Genomic DNA, 19,806 nt, shown 5'->3' with positions numbered 1-19,806 from the left:
GTCCCGGCTCCGCCGTTCGGGAAGGATGCGTGAACCGGCTGTATCCGCCCCGACCGTTTGGAGTCACTGTGAAGTTCGAGGACCTTTGCGAGGATCTGCTCACCACCGGCCGCCGTGTACTGGCGGCCGGAGCGATCGCGGGTGTCGCCGTCTTCGGCGTCGCCGCGTGCGAGGACGGAGGCGACGACGACTCGGGGGTCGAACTTGAGGACGGGGGCGACGGGGACGACGGCGATGACGGCGATGACGGTGACGGTGACGATGGTGACGACGACGGAGACGATGACGGGGACGACGACAACGACGACGACTGACCCCTTCCCCCCGATGTGATCTTCGGGGCGAGGAGTGGTGTCCTCGCCCCGCTCCCTGCCCGCACGTTCCCACGGGCACCATCGGCCACGCGGGTACATTCGACTCGTGACCGACAGAACCCGCCAGCACCCGAGCGAACCCACCCCTTCTCCGGCCGCCCCCGTAACGGCCGAGACCACGATCCCGAACCTGCTGCCCGATCGCTCCCTGCTTCGTTGGGAGATCCTGTGCGTGCTCGCCCTGTCCCTGGGCGCCGCCGCGGTCTCGGCGACCATCACCTTCCTCGGGGTGCTCACCGCACCCGAGTCGATGGCCGACCAGACAGCGAACCTGATCCGCTCGCGCGCGGAGAACCGACCCTGGCTGGACCTGTCGCTCCAGTTGTACGCGGTGGTCTTCGCCCTGGCCCCGGTCGCGTTGGTGGTCTACCTGTTGCACCGGACCGGGGAGTCGGCGCGCACCGTGGGCTTCGACCGGCACCGACCCTGGTTCGACACCTGGAGCGGGGTACTGCTCGCGGCGGCGATCGGCGCCGGTGGCCTGGTCGTGTACCTGGTGTCGTGGCAGCTGGGGCTGACCCGCACCATCGTGCCCAGCACCCTGGAGGGCCACTGGTGGGAGATGCCGGTGCTGATCCTGCAGGCCCTGAAGAACGGGGTCCTGGAGGAGGTGATCGTGGTCGGGTACCTGCTGCACCGGCTCGGCCAGTTGGGTTGGTCGCCGTGGAAGGCGGTGCTGGCGAGCTCGGTGCTGCGGGCGTTCTACCACCTGTACCAGGGCGTGGGCATGTTCTTCGGGAACCTGGTGATGGGGCTGGTGTTCGGGTGGTTCTACCTGCGTTACGGGCGGGTGATGCCGCTGGTGGTGGCCCACACGGTGATCGACATCGTGGCGTTCGTGGGCGCCGTGTACCTGATCGGTCGCTTCGAGTGGCTGCCGATGTGATCCGTTCCGGCTCCGGTCATCGGCGCGGGGCGCGTCGGTAGGTGAGTCGACGCAGCAGGGTCTCGGCGGGGCCGCGCGTCCCGGCGCGGTCCATCCGATACGCCGCCACCATGGTGAGCAGCCAGGTGGCGAGGGCCACCAGCGCCGCCGACCAGCTCGACAGGTGCACGCCCAGACCCAGTCCCCACGCCGCCAGGAACGGGGCGAACACCAGCGACTGGGCGAGATAACCGCTGAGCGAGCGGCGGCCCAGGGCGACCATCGCGCGGACCGGAAGCGACTCTCGGGCCCGGCGGGTGTCGAGCCGGTGGGCGATGAGCCCGAAGAGGGCGGCGTAGCCCACCCCGGCGAAGATCCCGGTGTAGAAGTGCGCACCGCCCAGGGCGCTCTCGGGGACGGCTTCGAGGAGTCCGAGGTGCCCCAGGGCCGCCGCGACACCCGTGGTCCAGCCGAGCAGGATGCCCACGAACGCGGTCCGGCGCAGCAGCGACAGGTGTCGGGCGGGCTCCTCCAGGACGCGGTGTCGGGCCGCGAGGAGCCCGATGAGGAAGGCCGTGGGCAGGGCGAGGGTGAACAGGCTGGAGAGCAGGGTGAAGAGCCAGGTGGGGAAGCGGACCGCGGCGGAGGTCGCGTAGTCGGCCTCGGCGATGCTGAGCCGCTGCAGGTCGGCGGGCATGGGACCGGCAGAGTCCACGAGCAGCCCGGAGATGGTCGAGACGATCGTGGCCAGGGCTCCCAGGGTCAGCAGGACCACCACCCACACGCGCAGGGTCCGGTCGGTGCGGCCCAGGAACAGCGGGACCATGATCAGCCCGATGAGTCCGTAGACACCGACGATGTCGCCCTGCCACAGCAGGGCGGCGTGCACCGCCCCGAAGAGGATCATCCACAGGTGTCGGCGGCGCAGGAGTCGGCGGGCCGTATCCGGGCTCGTGCCGCGCGCCGTCTGTCGCGCGTACATCTGTCCGACCCCGTAGGCGAACAGGAACCCGAACATGGTGTGGGTACGGGCGTCCACGACGATCAGGGTCAGGGCCTGGACGATCCGGTCGGCGATCCCTCCGTCGACGGGGTGCAGCATGGTCGCGCCCACGGGGGCGTCGTAGAGGAACCAGGGCACGTGGGCCAGCGCGATGAGCAGCAGCATCGCGCCCCGGGCGAGGTCCGGGGCCAGGGCGCGTTCGGTGACCGGGGTGGATCCGGCGGTGGTGGAGGTGGTCTCGGTACGGCGGAGTGTCATGGTGATGGGCTCCGGGTCGGGGGTTTCGAGGTCATGTGGCCACCGTCTCCCGTCGGGGGTGGTCCCGGGCAGTGCGTCCACGTCACCCCTCGCCCGTGACTTCCGTGAGGGCGAGCCCATGACGCCATGTCACTGGTGGGAATGTCGGAGCGGTGTGGCGGGCTCCGCGCATGGACGTGATCTTGCAGGTGACCATCGACTGCGTCGACCCGCGAAGGCTCGTGGACTTCTGGTGACGGGGCCGGTGGTCAGCGGCGTGGTTCCCAGCGAAAGAGTCGGGTGGCGGCGAAGAGGGCGACCGCGACCCAGGCCAGGGTGGGCGCCAGGAGCCACAGGGAGTCGCCGAGCGGCATGCCGCCGTTCCAGGCGTTGACGATCAGTTCGCTCGCCGAACCGCCGGGCAGCAGCCGCTTGAGCAGGGTGAGTTCCTCGGTTCCGGTGAACCCCACCCAGCCGGACACGGCGAGTGTGCCCACCAGCAGGGGCAGCGTGGTGACCTGGGCGTGGTCCGGGGAGTCGGTCACCCCGGCCGTGGCCAGCCCCAGCCCCAGCATCATGACGACCGTGGACAGCACCGCCACGGTCAACAGCGGCGGGTCGGCCGGTCCGCCGGCGAACACGGTCAGCGCGATCAGGACCACGGCCACCTGGAGCACGGTGATGACGGTGACGGGTAGCAGCAGCCCGGCCAGGATCTCGCCGTCGCCGGCGGCCGTGGAGCGCAGTCGCTTGAGGAAGAGGTTCTGCCTGCGGGAGGCGAGCGTGGTCACCGAGGTGCTGTACAGACCCAGTGCGATCACGAGGAACGTCACCACCGCGGCGGTCGCCCCCAGGTCCAGGGCGGGGATGAGGTCGTGCAGGTAGATGTAGAAGGCACTGAACGCCGCCGGGAGTACGAGCATGGTGACCAGGACCAACCGGTTTCGGAAGATCTGGATCAGTTCGCCTTGGGCGATGGTGAGCATGGCGTGGGTCCTTTATGGGTGTGGTGCTCGGGGCGGGGTCAGGCGTCGGCGGTGTCCAGGGCGCGGAAGACGTCGTCCAGGCGGGTCGGGCCGGCTTCCAGTCCGCGCAGTTCCACCGCGTGCTCCCGCGCCCAGCCGAGCAGGGCGTACATGTCCCCCTGGAGGTCGAGGGTCTCCACCAGGAACGTTCCGTCCCCCTGGTGGGCCGCCGACGACGGTGGGCGCGGCGCGGTGTCGGGCACGGAGAAGCGGATGACGGACGGCAACGCCCGCGTGAGTTCGGCGACCGTCCCCTCCCGCTGTAGCGAACCCCGGTGCATCAGGCCGATGCGGTCGGCGCGCTGTTGGGCCTCCTCCAGGTAGTGCGTGGTGAGCACGACCGTGGAACCGGCCTCGCGCATCCGTTCCACCGCGGCCCACAGCTCGTCCCGGGAACGGATGTCCAGGCCGGTGGTGGGTTCGTCCAGGAACACCAGTTCGGGTGTCCCGTACACGGCGGTGGCGAAGTCCAGTCGCCGTTTCTCACCACCGGAGAGCTGGGCCACCTTGGTGTCGGCCTTGCGGGTGAGGTCGACGACCGCCAGGACGCGGCCGACGTCGTCGGTGCGGCGGGTCAGCGCCCCGATGAGCCGGACCGATTCGCGTACCGTCAGGTCCGGGGTGAACCCGCTCTCCTGCAACATGACGCCCATGCGGGGGCGCACGGCGCGGCGATCACGAGGGTCGTGCCCGAAGACGAGGACCTCGCCCGAGGTGGCGGCTCGGTGCCCCTCGATGGTCTCCAGGGTGGAGGTCTTGCCCGCGCCGTTGGTTCCCAGGAGCGCGTACAGCTCCCCTCGGTTCACCTGGAAGGACAGGTCCTTGACGGCGTGGAAGTCGCCGTAGCGGACGTTGAGACGTTGGACGTCGATGACCGTTGTGTTCGCCATGCTTCGATTACAGTCTTCGCGACGCTCGGCGGGCAGTGTCACCGTGTCAGGAGCCGACCGTGACTTTCCCTAGTGCGGGGCATGACGTGGTGTCACTGGTGGCGTCCGTGCGCGACCTGAATACTGGGGCCGGTCCCGCAACCTGAAAGGTCACCCGCCATGCCCGAAAAGACCGAGGCGACACCACGTGATCTGCGCAGGCTCAACGTCAGCGTCGTGACGGCGGCGCTGTCCGCCACCGGCGCGTTGTTGGTGATCACCGACGCCCAGGTCTGGTGGCACGCCCTCCTTCTGGCGATAGGCCTGGCCACGGCGTTGTTCACCGTCAACCGGTCGGCGACGGACGAGCGGTTGACGGTCCTGGTTCCGGGCCTGGTGGTGACCGCCGTGGTGTGGGCGGTCGGGGTCCTGGTGGCCGAGACCCTGTCGGCGTCCTTCGGGCTGGCCATCGTCGGGACGTTGTTCGTCCAACGGCTTCCCCGGCACCGGCGTGCGGCGACCGTGCTCTTGATCGGCTTCGGTGTGGTGGTACTCGCCGCCATGCCCCTGACCCTGGGGCTGTCTCCCTTTGAGTTGCTCACCCACAGTGTGGCCACCGTGTGCGTCGCGGTCACGGGAAGCGTCCTGACGTCCCTCGTCCAGGTGATGTCCGGACTCGTGGACGAGCTGGAACGGTCCCGTCAACGCGAGGCCGACCTGGCGGTGTCCCGTGAAAGGGTGCGGTTCGCCGGCGACCTGCACGACATCCAGGGGCACACCCTGCACGTGGTGAAGCTGAAGGTGGCGCTGGCCCGCAAGCTGCTGGGTCGCGACCAGGGGCGGCAGGACCGGGAACGGGCCGACCGGGAGCTGGGTGAAGTGTACGAGCTGGTCGGTGACACCATCGCCCGGACCAAGGAACTCGCCCACGCGCAGCGGCGACTCAACCTGTCCGCGGAACTGGAGAACGCCGGCAACCTTTTCGAGGCCGCGGGGATCCGGGTGTCCGTCGAACGCCGGAACGAGGTCGATTCACGGGTGGGCGAGATACTCGGCCAGGTGCTGCGGGAGACGACCACCAACATCCTGCGACACGCCCAGGCGGAACGGGTCCGGATCACGTTGACGGAACGCGGCATCTCCATCACCAACGACGGTGCGCGGACGGGACCCGCCACCGAACTGCGCGGGCTGGCGGCGCTGCGCGCCCGCGTAAGTGATCTGGGCGGGGAGTTGGTCGTGGAGCGCTCCGGCGAGGACTTCCTGACCGAGGCGACCTTTCCCGCCCCTAGCGCTTCTCTCACCGATGATTCGGACACCGTTTCGGACATCACCGCCCGATCTTGGAAGGATGCTCGATGACCACCGTGGTCCTGGCCGACGATGAGGCCCTACTGCGTTCGGCGTTGGCGGCGTTGCTGCCCATGGAGGACGAGATCACCGTGCTCGCGGAGGCCGAGGAGGGAGGGGCGGCGGTGGAGGCGACCCTGCGGCATCGGCCCGACGTGCTCGTCATCGACCTGGAGATGCCCGGGGTCGACGGTCTGGACGCGGTGGCGCGGATCCGCCGGGAGCTACCGGAGCAGGTGATCCTCATGCTCACCCGGCACGCCCGCCCCGGGGTGCTGCGCCGTGCCCTGAAGCTCGGCGTACAGGGATTCGTCAGCAAGTCGGCGGAACCGGCGCACATCGCCTCCGTCGTGCGAAGTCTGCACGAGGGGCGCCGGTGGATCGACCCGGACGTGTCGGCACTGGCGGTCATCGACGACAACCCGCTCACCGCCCGGGAGGTCGACGTGCTGCGGGTGACCGGCGATGGCTATTCGGTCGCGGAGATCGCCGGACGGTTGCACCTGGCCCAGGGCACGGTGCGCAACTACCTGTCCAGCGCGATGGGCAAGACGCAGACCCGGACGCGTCACCAGGCCGCCCGCTACGCCCGCGAGCACGACTGGCTCTAGCCGGTCGGTCGGGTGCGGGCCTCTCGTTCGGCGATGACGTCCTCCAGGTAGCGGGGACGTCCCACCAGCAGGCCGACGGCGAGGTTGATGACGACGATGCCGGTGATCATGATCATCGGGGCGTGCCAGCCGCCCGAGACCTCGTGCAGCATTCCGAAGAGGAACGGCCCGGCGCCACCCAGCAGGTAGCCGAGGCTCTGGCTGGAGGCGGACATGGCGGCGGTCCCCTCGGCGGTGCGGGTGCGCACGGCGAAGATGGTCAGGGCCAGGACGAAGCTGCCCATGCCCACGCCGATGAGGGTGGTCCACACCCAGGTGCCCGACAGCGGCGAGATCCACAGGCCGATGAACCCGGCCAGGTAGGCGACGACGAACAGCACCACGAAGGGGCGTTGGTCGCGCACGCGCACGATGAGCGTGGGCAACACCAGCGACATGGGGATGCCCAGGGCGGTCAGGTAGGCCAGCATGACTCCGGCGGACTGGGCGTCCATGCCCTGGTCGCGCAGCATCTGGGCGAACCAGCCGAACATGATGTAGGCGATGGAGGACTGGGTACCGAAGTACACCACCCCCTGCCAACCCAGACCGGTGGACAGGACCCGGCGCGGTCCGATCGCGCGGCCACTCCCGCCCGTGGCCGGTTCGTGGCGCAGGACCAGCAGCCAGGGCAGTACGGCGACCAGCCCGAAGAGCGCGTAGACCCCGATGGCCACACGCCACTCACCGGTGGCCTCCTCCAGGGGCACGGTGACGGCGGCGGCGATGGCGGTACCGACGGCCAGGCCGGTGGTGTAGACGGTGGTCATCAGCCCGACCCGGTGGGGGAAGTGCTGCTTGACCAGGGCGGGGAGGATGACGTTGCCGATCGCGCCACCGGTCAGCGCGACGACGCTCAGGGCGAGGAACAACCAGGGTTCGGGTGCCAGGGCCCGGGCGACGAGGCCGAGAGTGAGCGCGCTCAGCGCGTACACGAGCAGGTGGTGGGAGCCGAGCCGGCGGGCGAGGGTGGGGGTGAGCCCGCCCAGGAGCGCGAAACACAGTACGGGCAGGGTCGTGAGCAGGCCGGCGCCCACCGCGCTCATGCCCAGACCACTCGTGACCTCGTCCAGGACGGGTCCGACGCTGGTGATGGCGGTGCGCAGGTTGAGTGCGGCCAGTGCGATGGCCACGGCGACCAGGACCAAGGCCTTGCGCGGAAGCGCGGAGGCGGTTTCGGTCCCGGCCGCGGAGGTGTTTTCGGGAGGTGTCATGCGCGTAGGGGTGGCGCTCATGGGACGCGGCTCACATAATCGTAGGATGACCCTATGTACTTCATGAGGATAACGCATTGCCCATGAGGGCCTATTCCCATGCCCATCTGGTCTAGGCTCCCTCCTTAACCGTTCCATACCTGTGCGCTGGCCCTGTCATCCGGCGACCCGCCCCTAGGAGGTTTACGCGTGCCCCTCGCCTCTACACGCCGGACCGGTCTGGTCGACCAGGTCATCAGCCAGCTAAGAGCCCAGATCGACTCCGGTGAATGGGGTGTGGGCGACCGTATCCCCACCGAATCGGAGTTGTCAGAACAGCTCGAAGTCGGCCGCAACACCGTCCGTGAGGCGGTTCGCGCCCTGGCCCACGCGGGCCTGTTGGAGATTCGCCAGGGCGCCGGCACCTTCGTACGCGCCTCCAGCGAGCTCGGTGGCGCCCTGCGCAGGCGCCTGGAGCGCTCCCGCGTGCGGGAGAACCTGGAGGTCCGGCGCGCCCTGGAGGTGGAGGCGGCGCGTCTCGCGGCGATGCGCCACACCGAGGAGGACATGGCCGACATCGATCGGGCCATGGCCCTGCGCGAGGAGGCGTGGCTCGGCCGCGACATGGGCGCGTTCGTGGAGGCGGACTTCACCTTCCACCGGGCGGTGGTCAACGCCACCCACAACACCCTGCTCATCGACCTGTACGACGACATCGCCCAGGTGGTCTACGCGAGCATCGCCCACACCGCCTACGAACAGAGCGACGAGGCCGCCGAGCAACCCTCCTCCGCCACCGAGGGGATAGACCACAGCAAGCTGACCGAGGCCGTTCGCGACGCGGATCCGATCCGGGCCGCCCGTGAGGCCACCTGTTACCTCGACGAGTTGCTGTCCCTCACCGAGGACTGACACCGCACCGTCTTCTCAGTGGTCCCCGCCGTAGACGTCGGTGACCGCCGAGAAGGAGCCGCGACGCGACCGCATCCGCGGGTTGAGCGCGCGGGGGCGGCCGCGGCGGGTGGTGAGGTCGGTCGGCGGGTCGGGGGCCTCTTCCCATCCGGTGACCCGCGAGGGATCCAGGCCGAGCAGGTCCAAGGTGCTCGCCCCCTCGCTCACGGCGTCGATGATCTCGCGTTCGCGGGAGATGCTGCTCATGGTGTCGGCGATGATGGCGCTGACCTGGCCGCGCGGCAGGCAGACCACCCCGTCGTCGTCGGCGACGATCCAGTCTCCGCGGCGGACCGACAGCGGTACGGGGCCGGTGGCCTCCATGGTGATCTGGCGGCCCACCGAACCACCGGCGTCGTGCCCGGCCTCGCGGACCGAGACACCGGTGCCGAAGACGGGGAGTTCGCAGTGGGCGATGGCGGCGACGTCGCGCACGCATCCCTCAAGGACGATCCCGACGATGCCCTTGGTACGGGCGGCCACGGCGAGGATCTCGTCCACGTAGCCGTACTCGGGTTCACCCGAGACGTCCACGATGAGCGCGGAACCGGGTGGGGCCTGGGCGACGGCCACGTGTAGCGCGAGGTTGTCCCCTGGGGCGCAGCGGACCGGGAAGGCGGTCGCGGCGAACGCGGCTCCCGGCCAGACGGAGAAGAGGTGGGTACCGAACGGTCGGCCTCCGCTTCGGGCCAGTGCCACCGTCCCCACAGCCGTCAACGTCTTCGCAAGCGCCATGTCAGCCTCCATTACACCCGCGCCCGGTGCGGCCGGCTCGAACCGGCCTCCTCCATACTCACGGGTAACTTAAGCGTGACGCAAGCCATACGGGCGGGAAACACGTAAAAATGTTACCGGTGGTTACACGGATGGCCGGAACCATTACCGGTTCTCACACGGTCGCACCACCCGTCGCACCGACGGCGGCCACCGTGTCCAGGGCCGTCCGCGCCGCCGCCACGTCGTGCACCCGGAACACCCGGGCGCCCTCCAGCGCCGAGACCGCCAACGTGGCGAGCGTGCCCTCTCCACGATCGGTCAGACCGACCCCCAGGGTCTCCCCCACGAAGTCCTTGTTGGAGACCGCCACCAGGACCGGCCAGCCGGTCGCGGCGAGTTCGCCCAACCGTCGGGTGAGCTCCAACGACTGATAGGTGTTCTTGCCGAAGTCGTGCGTGGGGTCGATCATCACCCCGTCGGACCGCACACCCAGGGAGACCGCTCGTTCGGCCAGGGCGCACACGCCGGAGATCACGTCCGCGACGACGTCGTCGTAGTGGACCCGGTGCGGGTCGGTGCGCGGGGCCAGGCCACCACTGTGGCTGCACACCAGCCCGGTGCCGTACTCCGCGGCCACCCGCGCCAGGTCGGGGTCGGCCCCGGCCCAGGTGTCGTTGATCATGTCCGCGCCGGCCTCCGCGCACGCGCGTCCCACCCGCGCGCGCCAGGTGTCCACGGAGATCACCACGTCGGGGTGGCGCTCGCGCAACTCACGTACGAACGGGACCGTGCGACGAATCTCCTCGTCCTCGTCCACGGGGGCGCCGTAACCGGCCTTGACCCCGCCCACGTCGATGACGTCCACCCCCGCCGCCACGGCGTGGTCAGCGGAGGCCAACGCGGCCTCCAGGGCGTAGGTCGCGCCCTGATCGTAGAAGGAGTCGGGGGTCCGGTTGATCACCCCCATCACCGCGTACCGGTTCCCCGCGTACGTGTACGAACGCAGTCGCAGTGTCCCTGTTCCCTCCGGCACCGCCGGACCACCTGTCACCATGGCTCCATCCTGGGCCATGGTCGAACACGGTGGCCGACCGGGACCGGCACCGGAAGGGTCGGGGGCGGGCGTCTCAGCTCGGGATCCAGGCCTCCGGGCGTTCACCGCCGCGACGTTCCTTGCGCACCCGCAGGTGCTCCCAGGTCTCCACGTGACCGACACCCATGGTGGAGCGGATGGTCTCCAGTGCCTCCACCAGACGGCAACGGTCGGGGGCGGTGAGCCTGCCGACCACGTCGTAGCGCCCGAACCCGCTGGCCAGGAAGGAGACCCTGGCCATGTTGGCCAGGGCACTGCCCAGCGCGTCGGCGTCACCCCGACAGTGCAGACCGAATCCGAGCTGTTCGTTGGAGCCCGCCGCCGTGGGATCGACCAGGGCGGTCACGTGCACCACCCCGGATTCGAGCAGACGCACCACCCGGGAGCGGGCCGCCGCCTGGGACAGCCCCACCTGGCGCGCCAGGTCCGCGTACGAAGCCCTGCCGTCCTTGAGGAGTCTGCGGACCAGTCGCCAGTCCAGCGCGTCCAGTTCGACGTCGTGGAGCTCCCTCACACTGCTGTGGGCGTCCTTGTACACCGCGTTGGCCCGGAAGACCTCCGCGCCCTCCACACCCGGCAGCGAGCGCAGGTGGGCCATCTCCTTGGTGAGCGCGGCGTCATCGGCCACGCGCACCTGCGCCACCGCGGGAAAGCGCCCCGCGGTCTGCGCCGCGAAGGTCACCGCCTCCCGTTCCTCCAGGGCCTCCAGGACCGGTTCGACCGGTCCACCGATCCGGAAGGACACGTGGCCCAAGACCTCCATGCCCACCACACCGGCGTGCAATACGCCGACGATCCGGATCGCCCCTGACTGGACGAGTTGCCGCACGCGAGCGCGCACCGCGGTCCGTGACAGACCGACGCCGTCGGCCAGTGCCTGGAAGGTCGCTCTGCCGTCCCCCTGCAACGCGCGCATGAGCGCCGCGTCAACCGCATCGAGCACGATGCCTGCCTTTCGTTCCCATGTCGTCGTCCGTTCCCCCGAACGACGCCCCCTCCTCCGGCCAGATCATCGCAGTTGTGGAGCCTCTCGTACTACGGATCGCCAAAGAAATCGGCTCATTCACCCCTTTGACCGGCCCGAGCCGGGTTGCCAAAACCCCATCGGATACCTCTCGACCACATAACAGACTTGTATAGAACATCCCTTGAGACGGGTACGCAGTGCATACAACCTCCGCAAAGCGCCACACTGAACGGGCGGGCCCGGGTAAGGCCCCCAGAACGCACGGGACCATGGGATCCCGGCACGGTGACTTCGGCGTGAGCGGTCGGAACCGTGGGGACGTTCACGGGCGTAAAACCCGTAAGAGGCACAACCGAAGGTGGCCGCCACCCGGAATCGCGGTGTGGGCACATGAACCAGTACGGGGCGGACCCGATCGCCCCTTGGTGTGAGAGGAATGCCGGTGGCAGCGGAGGACGAGCGGCCAGATGAGGCACCCGAGCCCAGGAGCGGGCGCCCGAGCACGGGTGGGGCGCTGCTGTGGACCGCCGTGTCGGTTCCCTTCCCCGGAGCGGCTCATCTGCGCATGGGGCGACGCAAGGCGGGCGCCCTGATCCTGGGCCTCTACCTCCTGGGGATCGTCGCCCTGGGACTGTGGGCCTACCGATTGGGCGCGCACGAGTCCGGCGCCATGACGGTGCTGGCCGGGATGGCCGTACAGGACATGTGGTTGTTGGGCGCGATGGGCGCGGTGTTCGTCGTCGCCGTCGTGTGGATGAGCGTGATCGTCCACTCCTGGGTGATCACCCGCCCCGAGGGCAAGGGGCGGGGCCTGCGGATGATCGGCGCCATGACCGTGCTGCTGCTGTGCCTGACCGTGGCCGTGCCCTCCGCGTGGGCGCTGCACGCCGGGTACACCGCCTACGAGACGTTGGGGTCGGTGTTCGGCACGCCCGAACGCGAGGACCTGCCCCCACACGACGCGGCCGACCCCTGGTACGGGGCCGAGCGGCTCAACGTGCTGCTGATCGGCGCGGACTCGGGCGACAACCGCTACGGCACGCGCACCGACACGATGATGGTGGCGAGCGTGGACACCGACACAGGTGACACCGTGCTCGTGGGCATGCCGCGCAACCTGGAGGACGTCCACTTCCCCGAGGACAGCGCCTTGGCCGAGCGCTACCCCGAGCCCTACGGGTTCGACCTGCTGCTCAACGACGTCTACCAGACGATCGCCGAGGAGCCCGAGGAGCTCGCGATGAACCCCATCGCCCCGGACCCGGCCGCGGACACCCTCAAGAAGGTGATCGCGCACAACCTGGACCTGGACGTGGACTACTACGCCATGGTCGACATGATGGGCTTTCGGGACCTGATCGACGCCGTGGGCGGCATCCAGGTGCGCATCGACGAGCCCATCCCCTATGGCGTGCACGGCGGTGTGCTGGAGCCGGGTCTGCGGCGGCTGAACGGACACGACGCCCTCTGGTACGGCCGGTCCCGGGTCAACAGCGACGACTACGGGCGGATGGGCCGCCAGGGCTGTCTGATCAAGTACGTCGCCGAGCAGGTGGAGCCCTCCACGGTCCTCACCAGCTACCGGCGCCTGGCCGGGGCCACCAAGCGGACCCTGACCACCGACATCCCCCAGTCCAAGGTGCCGGCCTTCATCGAGCTGGCCGACCTGGTCACCGACGAGGGTTCCATGAGCACCTTCCAGCTCTCCCCACCCCAGGTCAACACCGCCGCTCCGGACTGGGAGGAGATCCAGGATCTGGTCCAGGAGGCCATCGACAGCAGTGCCGAGGGCGACGAGCTGCCGGACGAGTCCTCAGAGGAGCCCTCTGAAGAGGCCTCCGACGAGGAGGAATCGGGGCAGGAGTCCGCGGAGGAGCGGACCGAGTGGCAGGACTACACCGGTCTGGACGAGGAGTCTCCGGCCGACCCGGGGCGCCAGGTCGGCGCGGAGGCAAGCGACCTCGACGCGCTGTGCCCCTGATGTGAGGCCCCAAACCCGCTTCGGTGCGGTGGCCGGTCCCGGCCGGTCCCGCACCGAGCGTTGCCACCGCCTCGACCGCGTGTGACTCTGGCCCCGTGACCGCAGCGCAGCTTTGGACCCTCGTAGCCCTCGGCGCCTTCCACGGACTGCACCCCGGCATGGGTTGGTTGCTCGCGGTCGGCCGTGGCCTCCAGGAGGGCGGGCGCGCCCAAGTGCTACGCGCGTTGCCGGCGATCGCGGTGGGCCACGCCGGCAGTGTGGCGGTGGCCGCGGTGGCGATCACGGTGACCGGTTCGGTGACGGCCTCGGTGCTGTTCCCGGTGCTGGGCGGCGCGGTGATCGTGCTCGTGGGGTTGGTGATGCTGCTCTCCCGGCGGCACTTCCACTGGCGGCAGGTGCGGCTTCCGCTGTGGCAGCTGACCGCCTGGTCGTTCCTGATGGCCTCGGCGCACGGCGCGGGTCTGATGCTGATGCCGGTGTTGGCGGGCGGGCTCTCGCACACCCACGTGGACGGTGGTGGTCACGGCGATCATGGCGGGCACGGTGCGATGTCGGCGGCGGAGGGAGGCGGACCGGTGGATCCGGGATCGGCCACGGCCGAGACCGGGACGGCCGGCGCGGCGGAGGTGGTCGAGGGTTCCTGGAGCCTGTGGGACGCCACTCTGCTCGGGTTGGCGGCGACCGGGGTGCACACCCTGGCCATGTTCGCGGCCGCGGGGGTGGCGGCGCTCATCGCCTACGACTTCCTGGGGGTGCACGCCCTGCGCTGGAAGGGTGTGACCATGGACCGGATCTGGGCCCTCACCCTCGTCCTGGGTGGGGTCTTCGTCCTGTGGTCGGTGCTGTGATCGGTCGGGGCCGTGATCATGGGCGGTTTCACCCGGGCCGCCGACTTTGATTCAGGCCACAGTCGGGAATGACTCGAATGGCCACTGTGTCCAATAAACGAAGTGCCTCTTCTTCGAGGCCACCAGACACGTGCGCCAGGGACGAGAAGGCGACCGCCCGGTCGCCCGCCCTCGGCGTGGAGGGGCAGAGTCCATGACGCACAGAGCCGCCGCACCCGGACGCCGCTGGCACGGGGTGATCCTGTCGACGGCGATCCTGGCCGCGCTCGCCGTGGTCGCGGTCCTCGGCGCCCGGTGGGTGGTGCACAACCAGGAGAAGGTCTTTCCCGTCTCGACTCCGTGGGGAACGGACTGTTCGGTCTGGGTCGGCGACGACCAGGTCCGGCTCGACCGCGAGCAGGCGCAACGGGCCACCACGGCGGCGGCGGTCATCGCCCAGGGCGACGACGCCCCGGTCGAACAGCCCGACGTGGAGGACATCCCGGACGAGGTGATGCGGGTGCTCGTCGAGGGCCCGGAAGATGACGCCGGCCCCTCACTGACCTGCCGTTACGGTGGCGAGGAGGTCGAGTTCGAGGAGGAGAGGCCCTCCGGTATGACCCCGCGCACCGAGACCCTCAAGGCGGGCGTGGAGGAGCACTTCTCCGACACCAGCATCGGCGGTTACGTGGCCGGTGGTTACGACTCCGGGCACGGTGAGGGGTCGGCGCACTACGAGGGCCGCGCGCTCGACATCTTCTACCGGCCGGTCACCGAGGACAACCGCCGCCAAGGGTGGTTGATGGCGCACTGGCTCATCGCGCACGCCCCCGACTTCCAGGTCGACGTGATCATCTTCGACGACAAGATCTGGAGCACCCGCTACCCGTCGTTGGGGTGGCGCCACTACGAGGCCGACCCCGACAACGAGATCCTGCGCCACCTGGACCACGTGCACGTGGACGTGCTGCGCGGCCCGGACCCCGACGAGGCCTGACCCTCACCGGGAAGGGCTCGAACCGATCTCGGGTCGTAGCGGTGGTCGCGAGCCCTTCCCGTCGGCCCGGTCCGGGCCGGTTCAGTCCTCCAGCCGGAAACCGAGTTTGAGGCCCACCTGGAAGTGGGCGACCTGGCCGTCCTCGATGTGCCCGCGGACCTGGGTGACCTCGAACCAGTCGAGCCCGCGCAGCGTCGCCGAGGCCCGTTGGACGCCGTTGCGGATGGCCTGGTCGATCCCGTCCGGCGAAGTGCCGACGATCTCGGTGACGCGGTAGGTGTGGTCGGTCATCGGTGGACCCCCTGCGTAGTCGGTTGCGGGGGCGGCGCGGACGCGGCCCCCGTTCCCTGCGTCCCCCCGATCCCCCACGGTCACACGTGGCCGTGAGAGATGACCGATTCGTCCCGGATCCCCTTCCGAAACCGGGGATCCTCGACCTTTGCCGACCTTTTCCGGGGGCCTTGGTCCCGCGTGGGACCGGATTGACCCGAGTGCCACGGTGGACTCGGGGGAACACAGGGACACAAGTGGGGGCGAAGTGTCAGATTAGTCCTGACCTGGGACTGAAGACCCTACGTCGACGGGACTTTCCCGAGACAACGTCGTAACTGACTCTTGACGTACCCCGGGGGGCGGCGGTGTACATTGGGTTGTAGCGCTTCGGTCCCCCGTCGGAGCGCGCGGCGATGTTCCGAGCCCCCGTTGGAACATCGCATGTGACGCCGGGTGGTTTGCCCCCGTAACCACCCGGCGTCGCTTTTTGTCCACACCCGGGCGGGTGGCCACCCGCCCGTGGCCGTGGCTTGACCATCGGTTCCGCTTGATCTCCTGGGGTTCGGCATTGGGTGACACCACGAAGGACGCACACTGCTCTCGGAAGGGCTGCCGTGCCCCCGCCGACTGGGCCCTGGTGTGGAACAACCCCAAGCTGCACACCCCCGACCGTCGCAAGGTGTGGGTGGCCTGCGACGAGCACCGCGACTACCTGGCGAACTTCCTGGACATGCGCGGTTTCCTGCGCGAGACCGTCCCCATGGACGAGTTCGAGGGCTGACACGGGCCTCTGAGGGGAGGCGTCCGACCACCGTCGCGGTGATGCCCGGACGCCCCGTCCTCAGCCCATGGCCAGGTGCCAAGCGTGCAGCAGCAGGTCCTCGTGGCCGACCGCCCCGACCGCCGTGAGCAGTTCCGGCCAGGGATCCGCCCAACCCGTCTCCCCGCCACAGCGCTCGACCATCACCAACGCCAGGGCTCCCACGACCCGCCCATGCTCCCCCGGGTCGGCGGCGGCCACGGCCAGGAGACCGCGCACCACAGCGGCCGACGTCTCGTTCGGCAACCCGCCGTTTCCGTACCGTGGAACGATCCCGTCGACGTGGCGATCCATGTGTCGGGGACCGGCGACCCCTCCGAGGGCGAGCACCCCGGCGACGTCGGACAGGTGGTCGACCACGGTCGCGGCGGACGGGTCGTCCTGTTCCCGTAGCCGCCGGTTCAGGTCGGTCTGGAGCAGACGGACCGTCTCGCTCCGGTACTCGACTCTGCCCCGGAGCAACTCCAGGCACCGGTCCCGTTGGTCCTCCCCGATCATGTGTCCCGCGTCGGTGCGTTCCAGCAGGGTGTTCATCAGCCCCGCCAGTTCCTGGACGCGCCGGTGGGCGCTCTCCCACCGTTCCGGGCCGGTCCGGCGCGGTGGGATCCCCCGTGCCGCCGGCGGAACCTGGTCCAGGAGGCGTCCCAGGGCTTCCGCGATCCGGTCCACACCGCGCCCCGTGTCCAGGTGGCGGCGCAACGCGGCCATCGACCGCGTTAAGGGACGATCGAGGTCGCAGAGGGCGTCGACGACGTCGTCGATCGTCTGCTCACCCCATAGGTCCCACCGGGCCCACCAGCCGGCCATTCGCCAATGACCTCGTTCGGGGGCGGGGAGGGTGTTCAAGATCCGAGCGGCCGGCGCGCGAACGGCGGGGGCCAGCAGGTCCGGGTCGACCCCCAGCAAAGCGACCTGGATCTCCTCCGAGGCGAGGGCGGGCACGCGTTCGGCCAGGGCACTCAAGGCACGGGGGTCGTCGGCGCACCGTAGGAGCGCGGCGGCCACGGCGGCCGTCACGTCACGATGTTCGGCTTCGCGGCGCAGCACCCGGGTCAGGGAGGGCACGGCCTCCTCGGGCCGGTGGGCGGCCAGGAGCCGGGCCGCACTCTTACGGACGGTCACCTTGACCGGCCCTTCGAGCGCCCGCGCCAGCGACGACCCCAGTCGGGAGGGCGGTGTCCAGCGGGCGCAGCGGGACATCACCGGCCCGGCGGCCCTGGACCGCGGACCATCGGCGTTCGATATGACCCGTTCCAGGGTGCCCGCGGGGTCGGCGGAGCGGCCCAGGGCCGACATCGTGGCCTCGCGCAGCAGGACGTCGTCGCCGGCCAGGTGGACGGCCAGGTGCGCCTCGCCGCCGGGGAGCGCGCACAGCGAACGCAGCGCGGCCTCGCGCTCCTCGACGGTCGATACGGGGTCGACGACCACCGCCCGCAGGTGGGTGGTCAGACGTGCGCGGAGGGATTCGGGCCAGTCCCGTGCCAGGACCCGTTCCACGCGCGGCACCCATACCGGGTCGTCCCCGGCGGTGCGCCACCGGTTCTCCCACTCGTGCGAGGAAGAACCGTCGGCGGATCGTGGTCCATCGGTGGGTTCCTCGGAATCCGGGTGGCCGAGGACGGCGTCCAGAGCCCGGTCGAGTGTGTCCGGGCCGTGGTGCAGGGTCAGCGTCTCCCAGACCCGCGGGACACGAGCGGTGCGCGGATCCCCCTCGAACAATCCCAGTGCCCGGTCGGCCCGCTCAGGTCCGGACAGGTACAGGGCGGCGGCCCTCGCCGCGGTGCCGTGGGCGGGGTCGTCCAGCACGATCTCCCGCAGGTGCGGTGCCAGGGCCCGGCCCCGACGGCCGAGCTCACCGGCCAGGGCGATGAGCGCTTCGGGGTCACGGCGTCGGAGCGCTCGCAGGCCCGGAGCGAGTCGCTCCAGGAGCATCGTCTCCGCGCCGGGCGGCAGGATCTGGTCCAGACGCGGTTCGGGACCATGGTGGTGGCCGGCGGGTTCGGTCCCGCGCCACCAGACGCTCCGCGGGTTCCGTGCCCACCACGGACGATTGTGGCGCGCCCGATCGGGGTCCCCCCATCCCCTCGCGCCGAACCGTTCGACGAGCCGGGCGTAGGTCTCCACTCCCCAGTCCTGGACGGCCGGATCGAGGCGGGTCCGGGGGTGACGCAGCAGGCGGGCGACCAGGTCACGCAACGCCCGACGGGTGGTCGCCGAGGTGTCGCGTGAGCGGAGCGTGTCCCGGACCAATCGATGCAAGGCGTCCAGGCACGGCGACAACAGGGTCGGTTCCATCGGGACCAGGGAGCGCAGCAGGGCCCGTCGCACCGGATCACGGTCGGCGCCGTGGCGGTCGACCCGCTCACCCAGGACGGTGGCGAGCAGTTCGGGGTCACCGGTGCGTGCGGTGGCCTCCATCAGGCGGGCCAGCCCTCGCGCCCTTCGCTCCGGGTCACCGGCGGAGGCGGCCTCGGACAGGAGCGGGGCCGCTTCCGCGTAGGGCAGGTGGACGATCGCGTCCAGGTCCCGATGGGCGTCCAGGCACCGGCTGTTGGTGCGCTGGAAAACCGCGAAGCGGCGCAGGGCGTTGCGGGCGATCTCTTCGGCCCGGGCCGGTGGCAGCAGGTCCAGGAACGGGAACAGGGGTTCGGGGGATCGATCGCCCAAGCGTTCGATGGCCCGTTCGATGCGTTCCGCGGCCCGTTCCGGGGGCAGTGACCGCAGCACGCATCGGGCCGTCCCGGGGTTGCGGCGCATCGCGCGCCACAGCTCCCGGTTCAGCCGTGGGCCCAGGGGTGCGCCGTGGTGCGGGTCGAGGGTGTCGGTCCGATCCAACCGGCGGGCGCGTGGCACCCGCAGGTTCCGGTTCCGCAGCGACGAGTTCTCCAGCATGCCCAGGACCCGGCCGGGGCGGATCTCGTCCAGCGCGGCCAAGGCCCTTCGGTGGGGCCACCAGGTGAACTCGTCGGTGATCCGTTCGGCGAGATGGTCGGCCAGGGTGTCGGGGTGGCGCCGGGCCAGGCGACGCCAGGAGGAGACCGCGTGGGCGAGGTCGGGCAGTCGTCGGGTGACCGTGTCGGGGGTACACGCCGGTAGGAGCGCCGCCGCGTCCTGGTCACCGAACTCCGCGCGGACCCGGTCCAGGAGGGAGTCGGCCAAGGTGGTCCGGCGGGCGGTGAACAGGGTGCGGTACAGGGCTCGGCGGAGTCCGGCCGAGGCGTCGGTGAGCAGTGGTCGGACGGCCTCGTCGGGGACCGGGAGGGTGCGCACGGCACGCAGGGCGGCACGGCGCAGTTCCGGGTCGGGTCCGGCGAGGTGAGGGGCGATGAGGTCGAGGTCTCGGGCGGCCGTGGCCATGTGCAGGGCGAGGCGGCCGTGCCCGTGTTCGTCGAGCTCGCGCTGGAGCGCGGTGAGGTGGGGCGTACCCGAGTGTCCCAGGGCGTACCGGGCCAGCCGGGCCATGCGGTCGGGCCTGGAGAGAGGGCTCAGGTGGTGAAGGAGTTCGATGGCCGACCCGAACGTCGGCGTGGTGGGGCTCAACGGCCCGGGCGGCATCCGCCCTTCCTGATCGTCATGGCGGACATCATGGGCCACTCCCCCGGGCCGAGGCAAGC

Annotated in this window: 18 protein-coding genes; 9 read left to right on the top strand and 9 right to left on the bottom strand. The window is 70.2% G+C overall.

The features are described 5' to 3' along the window. The first annotated feature begins 68 nt into the window (after positions 1–68). Together ABZ717_RS06250 and ABZ717_RS06245 are read left to right on the top strand one after the other, a co-directional pair. The gene (locus tag ABZ717_RS06250) at positions 69–314 is read left to right on the top strand and encodes a hypothetical protein (protein ID WP_358506426.1); all 246 of its coding nucleotides are present in this window, start codon (positions 69–71) and stop codon (positions 312–314) included. 106 nt (positions 315–420) lie between these two features. Beyond that, positions 421–1,260, top strand: coding sequence for a type II CAAX endopeptidase family protein (locus tag ABZ717_RS06245; protein WP_358506423.1), 840 nt, complete (start codon positions 421–423; stop codon positions 1,258–1,260). A 16-nt stretch (positions 1,261–1,276) separates the two neighbouring features. Here the strand turns inward: ABZ717_RS06245 and ABZ717_RS06240 are convergent, their stop codons facing one another. The 3 genes from ABZ717_RS06240 to ABZ717_RS06230 form a co-directional block, all read right to left on the bottom strand. Further along, positions 1,277–2,581 (bottom strand): DUF418 domain-containing protein, encoded by a 1,305-nt coding sequence (locus ABZ717_RS06240; RefSeq protein WP_358506420.1) that lies wholly within the window; start codon positions 2,579–2,581, stop codon positions 1,277–1,279. A 167-nt stretch (positions 2,582–2,748) separates the two neighbouring features. Further along, positions 2,749–3,465: an ABC transporter permease gene (locus ABZ717_RS06235; RefSeq protein ID WP_358506417.1), complete on the bottom strand. Its 717-nt coding sequence runs from the start codon at positions 3,463–3,465 to the stop codon at positions 2,749–2,751. Positions 3,466–3,503: 38 nt separating this feature from the next. After that, positions 3,504–4,394: an ABC transporter ATP-binding protein gene (locus ABZ717_RS06230; RefSeq protein WP_358506414.1), complete on the bottom strand. Its 891-nt coding sequence runs from the start codon at positions 4,392–4,394 to the stop codon at positions 3,504–3,506. 159 nt (positions 4,395–4,553) lie between these two features. Between ABZ717_RS06230 and ABZ717_RS06225 the strand changes: the two genes are divergently transcribed. Both ABZ717_RS06225 and ABZ717_RS06220 read left to right on the top strand, forming a co-directional pair. Beyond that, positions 4,554–5,735: a histidine kinase gene (locus ABZ717_RS06225; protein ID WP_358506411.1), complete on the top strand. Its 1,182-nt coding sequence runs from the start codon at positions 4,554–4,556 to the stop codon at positions 5,733–5,735. Next, positions 5,732–6,334: a response regulator transcription factor gene (locus tag ABZ717_RS06220; protein WP_358506409.1), complete on the top strand. Its 603-nt coding sequence runs from the start codon at positions 5,732–5,734 to the stop codon at positions 6,332–6,334. Before ABZ717_RS06225 ends, ABZ717_RS06220 begins: the two co-directional genes overlap by 4 nt. Here the strand turns inward: ABZ717_RS06220 and ABZ717_RS06215 are convergent. After that, positions 6,331–7,587, bottom strand: coding sequence for an MFS transporter (locus ABZ717_RS06215; RefSeq protein ID WP_358506406.1), 1,257 nt, complete (start codon positions 7,585–7,587; stop codon positions 6,331–6,333). The genes ABZ717_RS06220 and ABZ717_RS06215 overlap by 4 nt on opposite strands. A 189-nt stretch (positions 7,588–7,776) precedes the next feature. On the opposite strand from ABZ717_RS06215, the gene ABZ717_RS06210 reads away from it, so the two are divergent. Beyond that, a complete protein-coding gene (locus ABZ717_RS06210; RefSeq protein WP_358506403.1) occupies positions 7,777–8,478 on the top strand; it encodes a FadR/GntR family transcriptional regulator in 702 nt (233 codons plus the stop codon). A gap of 15 nt (positions 8,479–8,493) precedes the next feature. On the opposite strand, the gene ABZ717_RS06205 is transcribed toward ABZ717_RS06210, so the two are convergent. The 3 genes from ABZ717_RS06205 to ABZ717_RS06195 form a co-directional block, all read right to left on the bottom strand. Next, positions 8,494–9,225: an RraA family protein gene (locus ABZ717_RS06205; protein WP_358506574.1), complete on the bottom strand. Its 732-nt coding sequence runs from the start codon at positions 9,223–9,225 to the stop codon at positions 8,494–8,496. A gap of 181 nt (positions 9,226–9,406) precedes the next feature. After that, on the bottom strand, positions 9,407–10,288 hold the full coding sequence (gene folP, locus ABZ717_RS06200; RefSeq protein ID WP_358506571.1) for a dihydropteroate synthase: 882 nt from the start codon (positions 10,286–10,288) through the stop codon (positions 9,407–9,409). 73 nt (positions 10,289–10,361) lie between these two features. Beyond that, positions 10,362–11,270 (bottom strand): Lrp/AsnC family transcriptional regulator, encoded by a 909-nt coding sequence (locus ABZ717_RS06195; protein WP_358506400.1) that lies wholly within the window; start codon positions 11,268–11,270, stop codon positions 10,362–10,364. A gap of 466 nt (positions 11,271–11,736) precedes the next feature. Between ABZ717_RS06195 and ABZ717_RS06190 the strand changes: the two genes are divergently transcribed. The 3 genes from ABZ717_RS06190 (at position 11,737) to ABZ717_RS06180 (ending at position 15,099) form a co-directional block, all read left to right on the top strand. After that, complete coding sequence (locus ABZ717_RS06190) at positions 11,737–13,275, top strand: LCP family protein (protein WP_358506397.1); 1,539 nt, start codon at positions 11,737–11,739, stop codon at positions 13,273–13,275. Between the two features lie 95 nt (positions 13,276–13,370). Then, positions 13,371–14,123 (top strand): cell wall anchor protein, encoded by a 753-nt coding sequence (locus ABZ717_RS06185; RefSeq protein ID WP_358506394.1) that lies wholly within the window; start codon positions 13,371–13,373, stop codon positions 14,121–14,123. Positions 14,124–14,316: 193 nt separating this feature from the next. Next, positions 14,317–15,099: a hypothetical protein gene (locus ABZ717_RS06180; RefSeq protein WP_358506391.1), complete on the top strand. Its 783-nt coding sequence runs from the start codon at positions 14,317–14,319 to the stop codon at positions 15,097–15,099. Positions 15,100–15,180: 81 nt separating this feature from the next. On the opposite strand, the gene ABZ717_RS06175 is transcribed toward ABZ717_RS06180, so the two are convergent. Next, the gene (locus ABZ717_RS06175) at positions 15,181–15,390 is read right to left on the bottom strand and encodes a dodecin (protein ID WP_358506388.1); all 210 of its coding nucleotides are present in this window, start codon (positions 15,388–15,390) and stop codon (positions 15,181–15,183) included. Positions 15,391–15,940: 550 nt separating this feature from the next. Here ABZ717_RS06175 and ABZ717_RS06170 point away from each other — a divergent pair. Next, positions 15,941–16,153, top strand: coding sequence for a hypothetical protein (locus tag ABZ717_RS06170; RefSeq protein WP_358506385.1), 213 nt, complete (start codon positions 15,941–15,943; stop codon positions 16,151–16,153). 60 nt (positions 16,154–16,213) lie between these two features. On the opposite strand, the gene ABZ717_RS06165 is transcribed toward ABZ717_RS06170, so the two are convergent. After that, positions 16,214–19,747, bottom strand: a complete 3,534-nt coding sequence (locus ABZ717_RS06165) for a hypothetical protein (RefSeq protein WP_358506382.1) — start codon at positions 19,745–19,747, stop codon at positions 16,214–16,216. Positions 19,748–19,806 lie beyond the last annotated feature (59 nt).

The sequence above is a fragment of the Nocardiopsis sp. NPDC006832 genome (genome assembly GCF_040635885.1).
GTDB lineage: Bacteria > Actinomycetota > Actinomycetes > Streptosporangiales > Streptosporangiaceae > Nocardiopsis.
This window is presented reverse-complemented; position numbering and strand designations above follow the sequence as displayed.

Bases quoted from the DNA above. Each gene is read 5' to 3' on its own strand.
- folP (WP_358506571.1), bottom strand. From the start codon at position 10,288: ATGGTGACAGGTGGTCCGGCGGTGCCGGAGGGAACAGGGACACTGCGA.
- ABZ717_RS06225 (WP_358506411.1), top strand. From the start codon at position 4,554: ATGCCCGAAAAGACCGAGGCGACACCACGTGATCTGCGCAGGCTCAAC.
- ABZ717_RS06175 (WP_358506388.1), bottom strand. From the start codon at position 15,390: ATGACCGACCACACCTACCGCGTCACCGAGATCGTCGGCACTTCGCCG.
- ABZ717_RS06215 (WP_358506406.1), bottom strand. From the start codon at position 7,587: ATGACACCTCCCGAAAACACCTCCGCGGCCGGGACCGAAACCGCCTCC.
- ABZ717_RS06165 (WP_358506382.1), bottom strand. From the start codon at position 19,747: ATGCCGCCCGGGCCGTTGAGCCCCACCACGCCGACGTTCGGGTCGGCC.
- ABZ717_RS06235 (WP_358506417.1), bottom strand. From the start codon at position 3,465: ATGCTCACCATCGCCCAAGGCGAACTGATCCAGATCTTCCGAAACCGG.
- ABZ717_RS06220 (WP_358506409.1), top strand. From the start codon at position 5,732: ATGACCACCGTGGTCCTGGCCGACGATGAGGCCCTACTGCGTTCGGCG.
- ABZ717_RS06180 (WP_358506391.1), top strand. From the start codon at position 14,317: ATGACGCACAGAGCCGCCGCACCCGGACGCCGCTGGCACGGGGTGATC.
- ABZ717_RS06230 (WP_358506414.1), bottom strand. From the start codon at position 4,394: ATGGCGAACACAACGGTCATCGACGTCCAACGTCTCAACGTCCGCTAC.